The 15,773-nt window shown below is 47.8% G+C and carries 8 protein-coding genes, 8 pseudogenes and 1 other annotated feature; of the genes and pseudogenes, 9 read left to right on the top strand and 7 right to left on the bottom strand.

The genetic code is table 11. The annotated features are described in order from the left end of the window. The coding region (locus tag ACJHW7_RS24580) for an IS1 family transposase (RefSeq protein ID WP_000306640.1) at nucleotides 1-94 on the top strand (94 nt) is incomplete at its 5' end. A gap of 21 nt (nucleotides 95-115) precedes the next feature. On the opposite strand, the gene ACJHW7_RS24575 is transcribed toward ACJHW7_RS24580, so the two are convergent. From ACJHW7_RS24575 to ACJHW7_RS24565, 3 genes and pseudogenes are all read right to left on the bottom strand, one after another. Next, nucleotides 116-3,613 (bottom strand): autotransporter outer membrane beta-barrel domain-containing protein, encoded by a 3,498-nt coding sequence (locus tag ACJHW7_RS24575; protein WP_001360336.1) that lies wholly within the window; start codon nucleotides 3,611-3,613, stop codon nucleotides 116-118. A gap of 584 nt (nucleotides 3,614-4,197) precedes the next feature. Beyond that, nucleotides 4,198-4,443 (bottom strand): annotated as a pseudogene (locus ACJHW7_RS24570) (IS91 family transposase); the annotation flags it as partial. Nucleotides 4,444-4,504: 61 nt separating this feature from the next. Further along, nucleotides 4,505-5,740, bottom strand: a pseudogene (locus tag ACJHW7_RS24565) (IS3 family transposase); the annotation flags it as partial. An 85-nt stretch (nucleotides 5,741-5,825) separates the two neighbouring features. On the opposite strand from ACJHW7_RS24565, the pseudogene ACJHW7_RS24560 reads away from it, so the two are divergent. Then, nucleotides 5,826-6,041, top strand: a pseudogene (locus tag ACJHW7_RS24560) (transposase); the annotation flags it as partial. Between the two features lie 74 nt (nucleotides 6,042-6,115). Here the strand turns inward: ACJHW7_RS24560 and ACJHW7_RS24555 are convergent. Continuing rightward, complete coding sequence (locus ACJHW7_RS24555) at nucleotides 6,116-7,393, bottom strand: ISL3 family transposase (RefSeq protein WP_000610829.1); 1,278 nt, start codon at nucleotides 7,391-7,393, stop codon at nucleotides 6,116-6,118. Nucleotides 7,394-7,405: 12 nt separating this feature from the next. Further along, the gene (locus ACJHW7_RS24550) at nucleotides 7,406-8,440 is read right to left on the bottom strand and encodes a permease (RefSeq protein ID WP_029396327.1); all 1,035 of its coding nucleotides are present in this window, start codon (nucleotides 8,438-8,440) and stop codon (nucleotides 7,406-7,408) included. A 111-nt stretch (nucleotides 8,441-8,551) separates the two neighbouring features. Between ACJHW7_RS24550 and ACJHW7_RS24545 the strand changes: the two genes are divergently transcribed. The 5 genes and pseudogenes from ACJHW7_RS24545 (at nucleotide 8,552) to sodC (ending at nucleotide 11,643) form a co-directional block, all read left to right on the top strand. Continuing rightward, a complete protein-coding gene (locus ACJHW7_RS24545) occupies nucleotides 8,552-8,866 on the top strand; it encodes an ArsR/SmtB family transcription factor (protein WP_000349485.1) in 315 nt (104 codons plus the stop codon). Nucleotides 8,867-9,136: 270 nt separating this feature from the next. Next, nucleotides 9,137-9,244, top strand: a pseudogene (locus ACJHW7_RS24540) (IS66 family insertion sequence element accessory protein TnpB); the annotation flags it as partial. Further along, nucleotides 9,241-9,591, top strand: coding sequence for an IS66 family insertion sequence element accessory protein TnpB (tnpB, locus tag ACJHW7_RS24535; RefSeq protein WP_000624717.1), 351 nt, complete (start codon nucleotides 9,241-9,243; stop codon nucleotides 9,589-9,591). The pseudogene ACJHW7_RS24540 and the gene tnpB, both read left to right, overlap by 4 nt. A 30-nt stretch (nucleotides 9,592-9,621) precedes the next feature. Beyond that, nucleotides 9,622-11,004: pseudogene (gene tnpC, locus ACJHW7_RS24530) on the top strand (IS66 family transposase); the annotation flags it as partial. Between the two features lie 114 nt (nucleotides 11,005-11,118). Beyond that, nucleotides 11,119-11,643 (top strand): superoxide dismutase family protein, encoded by a 525-nt coding sequence (sodC, locus tag ACJHW7_RS24525; protein ID WP_000823671.1) that lies wholly within the window; start codon nucleotides 11,119-11,121, stop codon nucleotides 11,641-11,643. A 128-nt stretch (nucleotides 11,644-11,771) separates the two neighbouring features. Here the strand turns inward: sodC and ACJHW7_RS24520 are convergent, their stop codons facing one another. Further along, nucleotides 11,772-11,996: a hypothetical protein gene (locus ACJHW7_RS24520; RefSeq protein WP_024210520.1), complete on the bottom strand. Its 225-nt coding sequence runs from the start codon at nucleotides 11,994-11,996 to the stop codon at nucleotides 11,772-11,774. Between the two features lie 937 nt (nucleotides 11,997-12,933). On the opposite strand from ACJHW7_RS24520, the pseudogene ACJHW7_RS24515 reads away from it, so the two are divergent. Next, a pseudogene (locus ACJHW7_RS24515) lies at nucleotides 12,934-13,552 on the top strand (IS3 family transposase); the annotation flags it as partial. A gap of 685 nt (nucleotides 13,553-14,237) precedes the next feature. On the opposite strand, the pseudogene ACJHW7_RS24510 reads toward ACJHW7_RS24515, so the two are convergent. Continuing rightward, nucleotides 14,238-14,855 (bottom strand): annotated as a pseudogene (locus ACJHW7_RS24510) (LysR substrate-binding domain-containing protein); the annotation flags it as partial. A 47-nt stretch (nucleotides 14,856-14,902) separates the two neighbouring features. On the opposite strand from ACJHW7_RS24510, the pseudogene ACJHW7_RS24505 reads away from it, so the two are divergent. After that, nucleotides 14,903-15,773, top strand: a pseudogene (locus ACJHW7_RS24505) (IS3 family transposase); the annotation flags it as partial. Continuing rightward, nucleotides 15,184-15,300: a sequence feature (AL1L pseudoknot), on the top strand. (Overlaps the previous pseudogene by 117 nt.)

Raw genomic sequence — 15,773 nt, 5'->3', positions numbered from 1 at the left:
ACGGCTGGGACGGAAGTCGCTGTCGTTCTCAAAATCGGTGGAGCTGCATGACAAAGTCATCGGGCATTATCTGAACATAAAACACTATCAATAAGTTGGAGTCATTACCGACACATCAGAAACGATATTCCACACTCAACATGGCAGATGTATTATGGTATCCATGTTCTCCAAGTTGAATGCCTGCATCAGCCCGGAATGCTACTTCTGGTGTTATCATTCCCACAACACCACCATTTATTTCTCCGATATCACGCGCACCATCCTGGTATATACTTACACCATTCATACTGGTGCCGAAAACACGACTATTGTGCAACCAGTGTGCCTCCACAAATGGTCTGAACGGAACCGCATACCGCGTATTTTTACCGTTTTTGCTGGTAAGCCATGTTCTTGCTCCCAGGCGGGTGAGAATATTTCCGTTACCGGTATTTTCAATACTGGTTCCGTTACTTTCATGATATTTGTCTGATTTTACATTCATCCGGACAACCTGAAGCTGCGGCTGAACATACCATTCATGACTTCCCTTGTAATTGTCGGTAAACTCTCCAGCCTTCCATGAATATCCTGCTTCCAGAGATACCGTAAACCCTTTTGACTTCCATGACTCAGCAGGCAGCCGTTCTCCATTTATATGATTATCAAACCAGCTGTATTGCAGCCAGCTATCAAGATAAGAACCATTGTGTGTTTCATCATTGGCATACCATGTTGCATAAAGACCCGCTGTGTATCCATTCATTCTTCCTTCCGAATGGTATCCGGTGCTCAGGGCATTCGTACTGTTATTATTATGACCATAGCCAGCCATCATACCTGTATGCCAGCGATCGGTACCATTCAGGCTCCACTGAGCTATATCTCCCCCTATTAACACAACGTAGCTATTCCCCCGGGTTCTCAGCTGACTACTGTTGTCACGCCAGCGATTATGTTTTCCTTTATTATACATCCAGATACCTGCTTCATTTTCTTCTCCTGTCATGTGGCTGATATACAACTCCTGTCCCTGTCGTTCATACAGATTCGTTACAAACAGATTATTTGCAGCAGCAATACTGGCAACATAGCTACCTGCCTCAGGACGCAAATTATTATCATGGCTTTCCGGTACAGCTTCAGGTTGTGGTACAGGAATGTCTTTTCTGCTAATCAGATACCAGTTAGTGCTGTTAATCCCCTGACCACGTTTCAGTATGTAATCATAAGCTCCGGCTGTAATACGTTCCGTCTGAATGAATTCAGCATTATCAGCATTGCCACTGACGTGAATCACTTCAATCCCATTAAGTGTCTCTGCACCAGTACCACCGGCCTGAGTAACAGCGACACGGGTACGGCCACTGGCATTACCTTTAATCACCAGACGATCTGTTTTCGAATTGTCACCACCTGTTTCTGTCTGGAGGAGAATAAGTCCATTTCTGCCAGTGTAATTCCCTCCGACAGTCAGTATATTACCCGGCATATATGTAGTGAGATCGACTATACCACTATTGCTCAGATTTCCTGCAACGCCCCCAAACCCGGAGAGTTTGCCCTGCTCTTCAACAATGACCTGGTTACTGCCGAGCATCACCGGTGAATCTGCGTTCCCCAGTATCACTGTCCCCTGAATAATATCTGTCATCCCGGTCCATTTTGCGTTATCGCTAATGTTCAGTGCACCTGCTCCCGTCTTGCGAACATTACCATAACCACTGATATTGTTGGTAAGCTGCCATGCTGATGTACTGTTCAGAGTTAATGTGCCATAGTTATCAACAAAGGCTGTCCCCAGATTATCAGCCGTGGATACAGCCAAATGAGCCCCCTTATTCACGGTAAAAACACCGGAAAAATTACGATTATTACCCGTTATATCAAGCATTCCCCCATTTATGTTCAGAGAACCATCCCCTGCAATAGTACCTGCAGATTCTCCTCCATTATTCAGTATCAGACTTCCGCCATGAATGTTCAGCACAGAGCCTGCAGCCGTCAGTAGTTTGCTTATTGTCTGAGGATACCCATTCATATCCAGTTCTGCGCCACGGGATAAATATAAATACTCAGTCCGACCAAGAGCATCAGGTGCAGCAAGAATTAATACGCCAGATTTAACCTCTGTATTTCCTGTATAATTGTTTGTTGCAGAAAGTATAAGAGTACCATTACCTGATTTTGTCAGACTTTTGCCGTCCCAGCCATCATATAATAAAGGTGAAAGATTATCGGAAAGAGAAACGCCTATGTTCAGAGTGGCATCTTTTTCTATATTAAAGGTTCCATATCCCATCCCTTTTGTATTATTCCATCTCAGCATGGATATCAGTTTGTTATCGTCGTCATTTAAAGACGTATAAACATAACTTTCAGCACCTTCTGTCAGTAATACATTGTATTGTACAATGTGACTATTATCAGCGATCGAGATACCTGTGTCTGACGACAATAATGTGTAATAGTCCTGAGTCCAGTTCTTAATTGATGTGTCTATATTAAGCCATGAATCACTTTTTAATGTAATAGTATTTGCGTGAACATTAGCATTTCCTACAGACAGGTTCATAGATGCGTCTTCATCAATACTTATATTTCCGTTAAAAATGGAGTTCTTGCCTGACAGATAAACAGATGAGCCATTCCCAATCATTAGCCCACCATTAATTGCTGTTGCGTTATTGATGTTTTTAATAATTAATTCATTTGTACCATTAACAGGTATACTAGCTAGTTTAATATCACCATTAATCACAGAATCTGAATAAATATCTAATGAATTATACCCGCCAGAAAAAATTATTGATGTATTATAAGCATCTTTTTGGCTATTATATAATCCTGAAAGATTACCATGATTATTAATATGGATATCTTCTCCATAAACAGAGCAACCACCGTCGGGGCCATATCCCCCCTGAACAATACCGTTATTATTCAAAGTGATTTGATTTCCAGAAATAGCATCTCCCCCTTGTTTTATTCCATATCCTCCAGATATCATGTTGTCGTTAGTAATGAAAAGATTACTACCATTAATACCATCACCACCGTTTACGCCATTACCGCCCAATATTCCTCCGGAATTATGCACTGTAATATTGCTACCGGTTACACCGGAACCACCTGTCCCACCTACATCATCACCTCCGTATATACTTCTGTAATTATCAACTATAATATCATCCCCGCTTAACCCTGCACCTCCGCTACTTCCTGAGCCACCAAGACCATTACCCCCATATACATTTCTGTAATTGTTTATAGATATTTTGTTGCCACTAACAGCAATTCCACCATTATATCCATCTCCTCCCCAAACACTACCATTATTATTTAGCGTAAAGTTTTCACCGTAGACACCTGCACCACCGATTGATGTATTGCTTGTTCCTCCTTTGATGTTAATACTGCTTTCAACAGATAGTATATTTTGAGTATAACTTGTTTTATACGGCACGCTGATATTAAGCGCCGCGTTTCCATCAACACCTGTAATACTCCTGGTTATACTTTCAGGTATACCATTACCATTCAGTTGTATTGTTTGCGCACCAGAAAAATGAGACTGCACAGAATAAAGTATACTGACCAGAAATTGTAAAATTCGTATATTCTTATTCATACTGTTTTTTCTTTAGTGATGCATTTTTTATCAACCATACAAGCACATTATTTCATTGATACTAATCACATCAGGATGAATGTTTTTTCTCAATAGAAATAAGTGTCTTTATTCCTTACCAATTTATTCTGGTTATTCCTCTTATCCAGACGTCTCGTGATACTCCCTGTATTTATTATAGAGTATATATATGTACTGCGTTTAAATCATGAAGACGACAACCTGTTTTACATAAATTATTCCTAAGTATTTTTCCAGAGAAGACCTAGGTATAATGATGTGCACTGTCTGGTTTTCTTACAACTGACTTAGCGATCTGCATATCCGTGATAACGCCTGAATAAATAGGACGAGAGAACTCTTAACCAAATAATCTAACACTTTTAATCGACAGGAATTAAAAACCCGGGGAGGTTAAAAAAACACAAAAAAATGGATGTTTATTCAACTCTGGTTACGTACCATGAGGACTGCATCCACAATGCACCGGCAATTAAATGGCTTTCATTGATTGATTTTTTATATCTGTGATGATTTTTTGCTCCATTCCTCAAAAAATGGACGCAACTTCCCCTCTGCGGCTCTCAGCTGTATACCCGCTGTCGTGCCAGTGGCTCATGCATCATGACCAGCTCTGCCAGACGGTAGCCCCGCTTCAGCCCCGTAAACCGCATCTGACCTCCGCACAGGATGCACTTCAGCGGGTCAACCTTCAGTAACCGCTGATACACCCTTCTCCGCCTGATTTGCATCGCCGTTTTTCTCTCCGTTTCTGTTATGACGTACACAACATTTTCCAGTAACCGGCGCTTCACCGGACTCAGGAACCCGTTGTCAACGCCACGATGTTTGACCGTTCTGGGGATGCGGACGATTTCCTGGACTGCTTTATCATTCCAGCCCGCATTGTTGGCGGTACATTTTGGGGCTGACTGCACCCGGCGATAATTTTATACGCCGCTCGTTATACCATCTGATGTAAGTATCCACTTGCTGCATGAACTTTTCTGGCGTGATGCCCGACCATTTACGCCCATGATACATTTCCGTTTTCAGTCTGCCGAAAAAGCCTTCGCATGCCGCATTATCAGGTGAACATCCTTTGCGGGACATTGAGCGAATAAGACCTTCTGCATTCACTCTTTCCAGCCAGCCTGACCAGCGATAATGCCCACCTCTGTCACTGTGTATCACCGGTCGTTCGCCAGCATTTAACGTTTCGACAGCGCTATCCAGCATAGTGTTGACCAGTTCAGCATCGGGGCGTGTACTGAGAGACCAGCTCACAACTTTTCCATCGAAGCAGTCCACCACCGATGATAGCCAGACTTTACCTGCAGGGAGGTGGAACTCCGTGATATCTGTCAGCCATTTCTGATTAGGTTGCTCCGCCTTAAAATCTCTGGCGATAAGGTTATCCGGAGCCGGTCCGATTTCTCCGCAATATGAGCTGTAGCGGCGACGACGGTTACGGCTGACGACAAGCTGTTCTTCCACCATAAGTCTGCGTACAACCTTTTCTGATAGCCGCCCCCCCTCATGCCTGAGCATCGCATGCAGGCGACGATAGCCATAACACTGGTAATTACTGTTAAATATATCTGTCAGCATCGTACGTATCGTGGCGTATTTATCACCGGCTTTCAGTGCAGCCCGGTGATAAAAATAACTGCTACGGGCAAGGCCCAGAACATGCAGTAATTCTGTCAGGGGATATGTTTGTCTCTGGGCATCAGCGATCTTCGTTTTCTCTCTGTTGTTCAGGTGACTGATACTGATGCCCGGGTCTTTTTTTATGATTTCCTCCGCCTTTTTCAGAATATCCAGCTCCATCTGCCGGCGGCGTATTTCCTGATTCAGTCGGGCGACTTCCTCCCGCAACGCATCGCGTTCTGCCTCCAGGGAAGGTTCGTTATGTTTACGCATAGTCTGGTAAGCACTGTTGCCGATAATTTTATCTTTCCATTTATACAATACCGCACGACTGACACCAATACGCCTGGCGATTTCACTGGCTGATACTTGTCGTGTACAGAGTGCCATGACAGCCTGACGTTTGACTTCTGGTTCAAAGGGCGCAACCGGGTTGGCCTTACTGGTAAATATACGTCGTCTGTCGGGATAAAGGTAAGCGTAAACTGACCGCCGTATGTAGCCATCAGACGAGAATTGGTAACTTAGACGCCCATCTGATATAGACGGACATCTAAGTATGGAATTACAGGACTGGCGAAAAGAACCTCGTAAAAACTATTCGAATGAATTCAAACTTCGTATGGTGGAACTGGCATCACAACCTGGAGCTTGTGTTGCACAGATTGCACGTGAAAATGGCGTCAATGATAATGTTATTTTCAAATGGCTCAGGCTCTGGCAGAACGAAGGGCGTGTTTCGCGGCGTCTTCCGGTAACGACCTCTTCTGACACTGGCGTTGAATTATTACGGGTATACGGATTTAATGGTTGATGGGGCACCTTTACCCCACCAACCTGATACCATTATCAGATGGTTGATAGATCGACCCCGTAGTTGAGTTCCTCTGCGAAGTCCGGCAGTCCGTAACCGATGGTTTTCTTGTAGAACGGAGAGACCTTCGCGGTCGGGGCCTTCTTCTTGTGCTTCGTGGTGTAGAGCATTCGTGCCCGCATCACCTCGAAGGAGTAACCACGTCCTTCACGGTTCTTGTCCTTGGCCAGTCGGTTGATGGACTCCGTGTAAGCGTTGGTGACGGGCATGTCCGTCTCGAAGTAGGTCATGATCTCTTCGCGCCAGTTGCCTACAGCCCTGACCAGATCGCTCCAGACTTCCTTCTGGCCCTTCGGGATGGTGGCTATCCACTCGTCCAGGGCGGCTTCTGCCTGGGGCCGTGTGGTAGCGTCCCAGATGCCGTAGAAACGTTCCTTGTGCTCGTAGGCGGCCAGCAGTTGTGGGAATGCGCCGGTCCAGGTCTCCATGATGAGGCGTTCCCGGTTTGAGACTTCGTGAGCGCGTTTCAGCAGGATTTTCCGGTCACCCTTGAGGGTTCGGCTCTGGGAGGGCATCAGCTCCTTCCTGAGGCCCTTGCGCACCTTCTCCAGGGCATCGTTGGCCATGCGCACCACATGGAACTTATCGACCACGATGCGGGCCTGTGGCAGCACCGCCTTGACCGCTGCTCGGTAGGGATTCCACATGTCCATGCTGACGATCTTGACCTTCTGCCGGTCTTTCATCTTCATCAGGTAGTTGGTCACCACGTCCTGACGGCGGGTGGCCAGCAGGTCGAGCAGGGTCCTCTCCTCGATGTTGGTCAGGATGCAGCGGTAGCGCTTGTTCAGGTACAACTCGTCAATGCCGAGAATGCGGGGCGTCTCGAAGCGGTGCCAGCGCCCCAGGAATTCGGCGCGGGCGTTGAAAATGTCGCGTACCGTCTTCTCGTCCAGGCCCGTGGTATCAGCCACGTAGGCGTAGGGGTGATTGAAGGCTTCCTTCTCCACGTACTCATGCAACCGCAGCGTCATGCGGAAGCCGTCCACCATCTCCGGTAGCTGGGGCCTGAAGGTGGTCTTGCAGGCCCGGCAGGTGTACCGGCGACGAACTACCCAGAGGGTGACCCGCTTGCCGTGGATGGGCAGGTCACGATAGGGAACATCACGCTTGCCGAACCGCACGAACTCACCCTGCACGCAGCACCCCTCGCAGGCTACTGGTGTAGGTGCTTCAAGCCGAAAATGTATGTCTTCATTCTGCTCATCAGAATCCACCAACTGGTAACCAGGAAGGCTTAACGAATTAATCATCTCCCGCCTTGATCAGAAAAACAGGTAGGTGGCGTAACCGGCAATCATCGCCATAGCAAAAATGACTGCTAAAAACGCCGCTAAAAGCTTCAGCGTGAACAAAGAGCGCAACAGAATGAGCTCAGTCAGGCTGGCTCCGGCACTGCCGATGATCAACGCAAGCACCGTCCCGGCACCCACGCCTTTGGCCATCAGAGCCGCTGCCAGAGGTATGACGGCTTCAGCGCGAATATACAACGGCACGCCGATGACAGCGGCAACTGGAATGGCAAAGGGATTATCTGGGCCTGCATACTGCTCCAATAAGTCAGTGGGCATGAAACCATAGATCACGCTGCCAATCGCAATAGCGATGAGCAGGTAAGGCAACACATCGATAAAGTCCGACCAAGCTTCCCGCCACACACCATTGTACTTCCCTTCTTTCTTAACCGTGACAGTGGGTTGACTGTCACAGCATTCGCTAGACGTAGAGACTGTTGTCTTCCTATCAGCCCCGCAAGAAGCCGTCTTCGGAGTGGTGTCGCAGCTGTTGGTGCCGCAACTCGATGCGGTCGATGTAGCACTGCACGGGCTTGCTGATGAACTACATCCACTGCTCTCTTGTGTCGCCGTCCGGCGCACATAACGCTCGAAGCCAAGCGTGTGAAGCAGCCATCCGGCACCTACCGCGACCACCAAAGCGGCGAGCACATAGATAGCAGTAAGTGTCCATCCAAACGTGGCAACCAGCAGGCCGACGACGATAGGATTCAGCAACGGAGATGTGAAAAGAAACACCATCATCGGCCCAAAACCGGCCCGTGCCTGAATCAACCCTTTCAACATGGGGATAGTCGAGCAACTACAGAAGGGCGTTATAGCTCCTAAACCAGCAGCAAGAAAATAGCCTCGCTTCCCACTGGAAGTCAGTAACGCTTCCACCTTGGATGGTGGGATGTGACGTTGAAGAACTCCGACCAGCAAGCTAATGCCAATGAATAAAACCGATAGCTCGATAGCGAGAAAGGCGAACATGCCTAGAGCGTCTTGGAGTTGAGGTGACATTCAATATTACTCCTATATTTCTAGTTTTATCGAAATGATGTACGCAGTCTACTTGCGTTTATCCGACCTGTCAACTATAATTCTAGAAACATCGAATTATTGGGGCGTGCTATGGATCACGAAAAGGTTGCAGCCAGCTTAGCTGAGCTAGGGAATAGTCACCGACTGTCCGTGTTCCGCTTTCTGGTCAAAGCTGGCCATGATGGGGCTTCGGTCGGAGATATCCAGAAGGGGCTGGGTATTCCTGCTTCGACGCTATCACATCACCTTGCGCGCATGGCCAAGGTAGGGCTGATCCGGCAGGAGAAACATAGCCGCACGATTGTCTGTATACCCGAGTATGGGCACCTAGAGAATTTGATCGGTTTCTTACAAGAGGAATGTTGTGCAGGTGTCCGGATTGCGCATGAACCAGAACCGCTTTGACGCTTGCCCAGCTCTCGCTGTCCTCCCTAGTCAGCATCGCTATGAAGACTCAGGCGAAGGTGGAAACAGAAAATTGGCAGTAGAGTAGGCTGAAGAGGATCAATCAGATAATCCGCTGAGAAAGATTTTCTTCTTTACATCTTTGACATTTTATCAACCAGAAATTCCGGATACCCATTATTACCTGTAGAAATAACGCCGGATGAGCAGAAAGAACCTGTGGCGGCCATTGCGCCGTCTTTATCCACTTCCACTCAGACCAGAGTCAGTGCCAGTTCCTGCAAGGTGGAATTCCGTCACGGTAACATGACGCTGGAAAATCCATCGCCAGAGCTGCTCACGGTGTTGATCCGTGAACTGACCGGGAGGGGAAGATGATCTCACTCCCATCAGGTACCCGTATCTGGCTCGTTGCCGGCGTTACCGATATGCGTAAATCCTTCAACGGACTGGGAGAACAGGTACAACATGTGCTGAATGATAATCCCTTCTCCGGTCACCTGTTTATCTTCCGTGGCCGACGGGGTGACACCGTTAAAATTCTTTGGGCTGATGCTGATGGTCTGTGCCTGTTCACCAAACGCCTGGAGGAAGGCCAGTTTATCTGGCCTGCGGTACGTGACGGCAAGGTATCCATTACCCGCTCGCAACTGGCAATGCTCCTCGATAAGCTGGACTGGCGTCAGCCAAAAACATTCCGCCTTAACGCACTGACAATGTTGTAAAAAACGCCTGGCCGCATTATAAAAACGGCCATGAGTCAGAAATACCTCATTCGCATTGCAGAACTGGAAAGCCAGCTCCGTCAGAAAGACCAGCAACTGAGTCTGGTTGAAGAGACGGAGGCCTTCCTGCGCTCTGCACTGGCACGTGCCGAAGAAAAGATCGAAGAAGATGAACGGGAAATAGAACATCTGCGGGCTCAGATAGAAAAACTGCACCGGATGCTGTTCGGTACCCGTTCTGAAAAACTGCGTCGTGAAGTTGAACTGGCTGAGGCTCTGCTGAAACAACGTGAACAGGACAGCGATCGTTACAGTGGGCGGGAAGACGATCCTCAGGTTCCCCGCCAGTTGCGACAGTCGCGCCATCGTCGTCCGTTACCGGCACACCTTCCCCGTGAAATACACCGCCTGGAGCCAGAAGAAAGCTGTTGCCCGGAGTGTGGCGGTGAGCTGGATTATCTGGGGGAAGTCAGCGCTGAACAGCTGGAACTGGTGAGCAGTGCCCTGAAAGTGATCCGCACAGAACGGGTAAAAAAAGCCTGTACAAAATGTGACTGTATTGTTGAAGCACCGGCGCCGTCCCGCCCGATAGAGCGTGGTATCGCGGGCCCCGGATTACTTGCCCGCGTGTTAACGGGAAAATACTGCGAACATCTGCCACTGTATCGTCAGAGTGAAATCTTTGCCCGCCAGGGTGTCGAACTGAGCCGGGCCTTACTCTCCAACTGGGTTGACGCGTGCTGCCAGTTAATGACACCGGTGAATGATGCCCTGTACCGTTATGTAATGAATACCCGCAAGGTTCACACTGATGACACACCGGTAAAGGTACTGGCACCGGGTCAGAAAAAGGCGAAAACAGGGTGTATCTGGACGTATGTCCGGGATGATCGCAATGTGGGTTCGTCATCTCCTCCAGCGGTCTGGTTCGCGTACTCGCCGAACCGGCAGGGGAAACACCCGGAGCAACACCTTCGCCCCTTCCGGGGTATCCTGCAGGCGGATGCGTTCACAGGTTACGACAGGTTGTTCAGTGCAGAACGTGAAGGTGGTGCACTGACAGAAGTTGCGTGCTGGGCCCATGCCCGGCGAAAAATCCACGATGTATACATCAGCAGCAAAAGTGCGACGGCAGAAGAAGCCCTGAAGCGAATCAGTGAACTGTACGCCATCGAGGATGAAATACGGGGGTTACCAGAGTCAGAGCGTCTTGCAGCCAGGCAGCAGCGAAGCAAAGCGTTACTGACGTCGCTGCATGAATGGATGGTGGAGAAGAATGGCACGCTGTCGAAAAAATCCAGACTGGGCGAAGCGTTCAGCTATGTACTGAATCAGTGGGACGCCCTCTGTTATTACAGTGATGATGGTTTGGCAGAAGCGGACAATAACACAGCTCAAAAAAGATTTCGTTCGTGAGGTCATGATGCAGTAAGCTTCATTTCGCGCACAGCCATCCCCCTGAAATCTGGCTGACTGTTATTTCGCAACAGTTATTGAGTAAATCTTTAACCTGTTAACAGAGGGTTTATGAAACGTAAACTTATTGCCTTTGTGATTCTGGCTACATCATCCTGTGGATATGCAGCCACCAAAGATGTAACAATGAATCTTGTTGATAGTGACGGAAAAGAGCGAAATATTGGTAAAATAACCATCCAGAAGACACCCTACGGGCTGCTGTTCACCCCTGATCTTCACTCCTTACCCGCCGGCATTCATGGTTTTCATGTACATGAAAACGCAAGTTGTGCTCCTGCCCTGAAAGATGGAAAAACTGTCGCTGCTTTATCTGCAGGTGGTCACTTTGACCCGGAAAAAACAGGGAAGCATCTCGGTCCATGGTCTCCTGATGGCCACCTAGGTGATCTCCCTGCGCTTTATGTCACTCATGACGGAAAAGCAACCTACCCGGTGCTTGCGCCAAGACTATCTGAATTAAAGGAGCTCGATGGCCGTTCGCTAATGCTCCACGCAGGAGGTGATAATCATGATGACCATCCTGAACCTCTAGGTGGCGGTGGTGCAAGAATTGCCTGTGGTATCATCCCATAATCAATCAGGTAAGGGATATCCTCCCTTACCCTTAATCTTCCCTGGCTGCATGTGCATATCTTTCAGTTACTGTGAGATACCTGTATTACGGTGTCTTTTTAGCTCACAGAAATATCAGACAGCCCGTTTCAGTGTTTTATTACCTTAATCTTTTTACGGCATTCTTCAGCTCTTGCGCATGCTATTTTTTCACCTGTTTCATAACATTGCTGGCAGCCTAATCCAAATTTCATCGCCATATCATAACCTTCCCGAAAACCTCGGAACCACGCGTTACGAAGGTATTCATCATATTCCCCGCAGTCAATAATAACCATTTTATTTTCATGGGATTTTCCGGTATTCTCACTCATTTTCGATACCTCAATGCTTACAACAGAAAAGTATACTTTTACGAAGTTCGCCTTTGCAGGACTATATAAAGTTATCACTGGATGCAAGAGCCGGAAATCCTGTATATCAGGATCAACTTTGTAATTCAATAACATATTATCCAGTGAAAAATTAAGTATATTTAAGCTGGGGAAGGAGAAGGGGGACTTGATTTGATAGTTTCATCAATAATATTATTTTACCTCCTCCATTATTCATTCAGGCCTGGTTCCGGGCGTAATTCCGATTTCTCTGTTGAAGCGATGCATTTATATTTAAATATTCACCTGTCATTGAATTTTATTTGAAATAGGAGAAAATCTCCTCCTGTACTACAGATAACCCGGAATGTTCCTCGAAAGAAAATTCTGGCGCAGAATTCACGCCCGGTTCTGTTCAACATCATGCAGGATAACGATACCGAAACGTTAAACTCTGGCAATTCTCGTGTTATACACAGGCAGGAGTGATTACTACGGTAAGAATTGCTGAAAAGGGGAGAACACTGAAGGCCTTATTCGCGAAGAATAAAGGAGACATTTCATGTAAATTATTATCAGAGATAACCTTCTCCAGGCGCTTTTGTTCGCTTCCTGAATTGCTACCTGATACATATTTACGGGATGCCAGCCTAGCGACTATAACTCCGAAAAGACCGATTATTGTATTGCGTGCATCCGGCATGTTTACAATGTACGCTGGTATCTAACGGAGTCTGACACAGATGCACGCAGGTGTGTATTTTAACGTAATTATCCGGAAAGAACAGTATATTTTAATGCGGGAGTTGCATGAGCGGTATACGGGAGAAACTATCAGACCATGGGAGCTACAGAGGTGCTTAAGTCTCGTAACATTATAATCTGCTCACCTGACTGGTGCTATTCTCACCTCAACACCAATGCACAAATAGCCTAGCTTATCGTTAATAAAAGTTACTCATACCGGGAATCCAGTGAAGCTATGAATGTCGGTTCCTATACACTGGGGGCATGGGTACGTCAGCTCAGGCGGGAACGTCAGGATACCACGTCTTCTGCATCACCACTCACATCAGAGTAGCAACGTATTCATGAGCTGGAAAAGCAGGTTCGTCGCCTGGAGGAACAAAAAACGATATTAAAAAGCTACAGTGCTCTTGATATCCTCCCCACTGAACGGTTTACGATAGTTACCAGACTGAGCGGCGACACACGGTTGTCAGTCTTTGCGCTGCTCTGGATGCTCATTGCAGCAGTTCCGGCACTGGCAGAATCGGCTCAATACGATTGATCCGGCGCGAATCAAATTGTATAGCGAAACAGTCCGGGTCTGGAACCAGAGTCGGGGTTCCGCAGGTGCGCGTGCTCTGGCAGATATGCTGATTCAAAATGGTATCCCGATGAGCAGTTATCGTGCCAGGAGGCTGATGAAGCATCTGAACCTGAGAAGTGCTCAGCCCGGAAAATATCAGTACAAAAATGCCCGCCAGGAGCATACCAGCCTGCCGAGTCTGCTTGAGTGTCGGTTTTCTGTGCTGGAGGCCGAGCAGGTATGGATTCTTAAATAAACCTCGAGTCTGAATCGGTAACCAGCTGTTATATTCTGAATTATTACAATAGCGTCAGGCCTCATAATTACACTGTGGGTTGACGCCGGAAGAATCAGAGAACAGATACCGTTCTTACTGTAAAACGTGGCTAATATTAATTGAGCACTGCAGTGTTCAGAGCACAAAGAAGAAAAAAGATGTGTGCGAATGCCTGTAATGTGTTAAAAGAATGTTCCGCGTTTCCGGTACGCTTTTCGTAACTAACAATGCAGGGTGACGTAACGCTGGTTGTGCCGGAAACGCGTCCCTCCCCCTATTTTTCCTGTTTGGATTTGCCCCTATATTTCTGGATTATCCGACAAAACCGGCGTGAAGTATTACTCTCGTCGCCCAGCACCATAAGGATAACGCCCATAAAATCATGAAACTTTTCTTCCAGATTGGATACAATCAGGCCGAAACGGTGATGAATATTATCCAAATCTGATGGTTCGTAGCGTTTTCAGCCCCCAGATTCTGAGTTGCCTGTAGGGATGATTTCAATTCCCGATTTGTCTATCACATAGAGAAAAAGAATTTCATTTCTGTTCACCAGAACCCATGTAACCCACTCCAATTCGTCATTTATCTCACTGATTGCCCTTCATTTATCTCATTGATGCACCGAAAGGTAAAACTGCCATCCGGTGCATCACGCTCGATGCATCAAATCCTGATAAATCCCCGTCAGTATTCCTTGTAAGCTAAATTCTCTTTTTATCCACTGAGTGACTTGACCGCTTGCCGAATGCCTGGTTGCCAACAGCATTCGTGAATCCTGACGTGGGTTGTGGATCTGCCGTGTCACCAGCAATGACTTTTCCATCGCTTCACGCACCATATAGTCTGGCAGAAAACCGATTCCCTCCCCCAGGATCTGGCACTGAAGCTTAGTATTAAAGTCGGGAACCAGAATCGACTCTTGCCCGTGTAACAGCCAGCCGACTTTTTTGTTAATAGTGTTTGCAGTGTCTTCCACCATGATGTTCGGGTACAGACGTAACTGACTCTCAGAAATGGGCTCAGGAATAAACGCCAGCGGATGAGCCGGAGAAATCGCGAACAACCAACGAATCATGCCGATTTCAATGTAATCAATTCCACCACCGTCCAGTAACGTATCGGGCGCGCCAATGGCGATATCAGCCTGGTTATTAATGAGTGAATCCCAGACGCCATTATACACCTCTGTAGTAATAGCTATCTGGCAGGTTGGAAAGTGTTCCCTGAGCACTTGCAGAAGCCGAGCTGTATGCTGAGGGGTGAACCGCCCCGGGAATCCTGGAGACTAAACTCCCTGAGAAAGAGGTAAACAGAATGACTAAAAATACTCGTTTTTCCCCCGAAGTCCGTCAGAGGGCGATTCGTATGGTTCTGGAAAGTCAGGGCGAATATGACTCACAGTGGGCGGCAATTTGTTCCATTGCCCCAAAGATTGGTTGTACACCGGAGACTCTGCGTGTCTGGGTACGCCAGCATGAGCGGGATACCGGAGGCGGTGATGGCGGGCTCACCACCGCTGAACGTCAGCGTCTGAAAGAGCTGGAACGTGAAAATCGTGAACTGCGCCGCAGTAACGATATCCTTCGCCAGGCTTCCGCTTATTTTGCGAAGGCGGAGTTCGACCGCCTCTGGAAAAAGTGATGCCACTGCTGGATAAGCTGCGTAAGCTGTACGGGGTCGGACCGGTATGCAGTGAACTACATATTGCCCCGTCAACGTATTACCACTGTCAGCAACAGCGACATCATCCTGATAAACGCAGTGCCCGTGCGCAGCGCGATGACTGGCTGAAGAAAGAGATACTGCGCGTATACGATGGGAATCATCAGGTATACGGTGTGCGTAAAGTCTGGCGTCAGTTGTTACGGGAAGGAATCAGGGTAGCCAGATGTACAGTGGCGCGCCTCATGGCGGTTATGGGACTTGCCGGTGTTCTCCGGGGTAAAAAGGTCCGCACTACCGTCAGCCGGAAAGCCGTTGCCGCAGGCGACCGCGTAAACCGTCAGTTTGTGGCAGAACGTCCTGACCAGTTGTGGGTGGCTGATTTTACTTACGTCAGCACATGGCAGGGGGGCGTCTATGTGGCGTTCATCATTGATGTGTTTGCCGGATACATCGTGGGGTGGCGGGTCTCATCGTCTATGGAAACGACATTCGTGCTGGATGCTCTGGAGCAGGCGTTATG

The organism is Escherichia sp. WS1152 (genome assembly GCF_046487665.1).
GTDB classification, from domain to species: domain Bacteria; phylum Pseudomonadota; class Gammaproteobacteria; order Enterobacterales; family Enterobacteriaceae; genus Escherichia; species Escherichia coli.
Note: the sequence above shows the minus strand (reverse complement) of the source record. Positions and strands in the feature narration are given on the sequence as shown.

Excerpts from the sequence above, each read along its gene's own strand:
- ACJHW7_RS24575 (WP_001360336.1), bottom strand. The coding sequence starts at position 3,613 with ATGAATAAGAATATACGAATTTTACAATTTCTGGTCAGTATACTTTAT.
- tnpB (WP_000624717.1), top strand. The coding sequence starts at position 9,241 with ATGATCTCACTCCCATCAGGTACCCGTATCTGGCTCGTTGCCGGCGTT.
- sodC (WP_000823671.1), top strand. The coding sequence starts at position 11,119 with ATGAAACGTAAACTTATTGCCTTTGTGATTCTGGCTACATCATCCTGT.
- ACJHW7_RS24545 (WP_000349485.1), top strand. The coding sequence starts at position 8,552 with ATGGATCACGAAAAGGTTGCAGCCAGCTTAGCTGAGCTAGGGAATAGT.
- ACJHW7_RS24550 (WP_029396327.1), bottom strand. The coding sequence starts at position 8,440 with ATGTCACCTCAACTCCAAGACGCTCTAGGCATGTTCGCCTTTCTCGCT.
- ACJHW7_RS24555 (WP_000610829.1), bottom strand. The coding sequence starts at position 7,393 with ATGATTAATTCGTTAAGCCTTCCTGGTTACCAGTTGGTGGATTCTGAT.
- ACJHW7_RS24520 (WP_024210520.1), bottom strand. The coding sequence starts at position 11,996 with ATGAGTGAGAATACCGGAAAATCCCATGAAAATAAAATGGTTATTATT.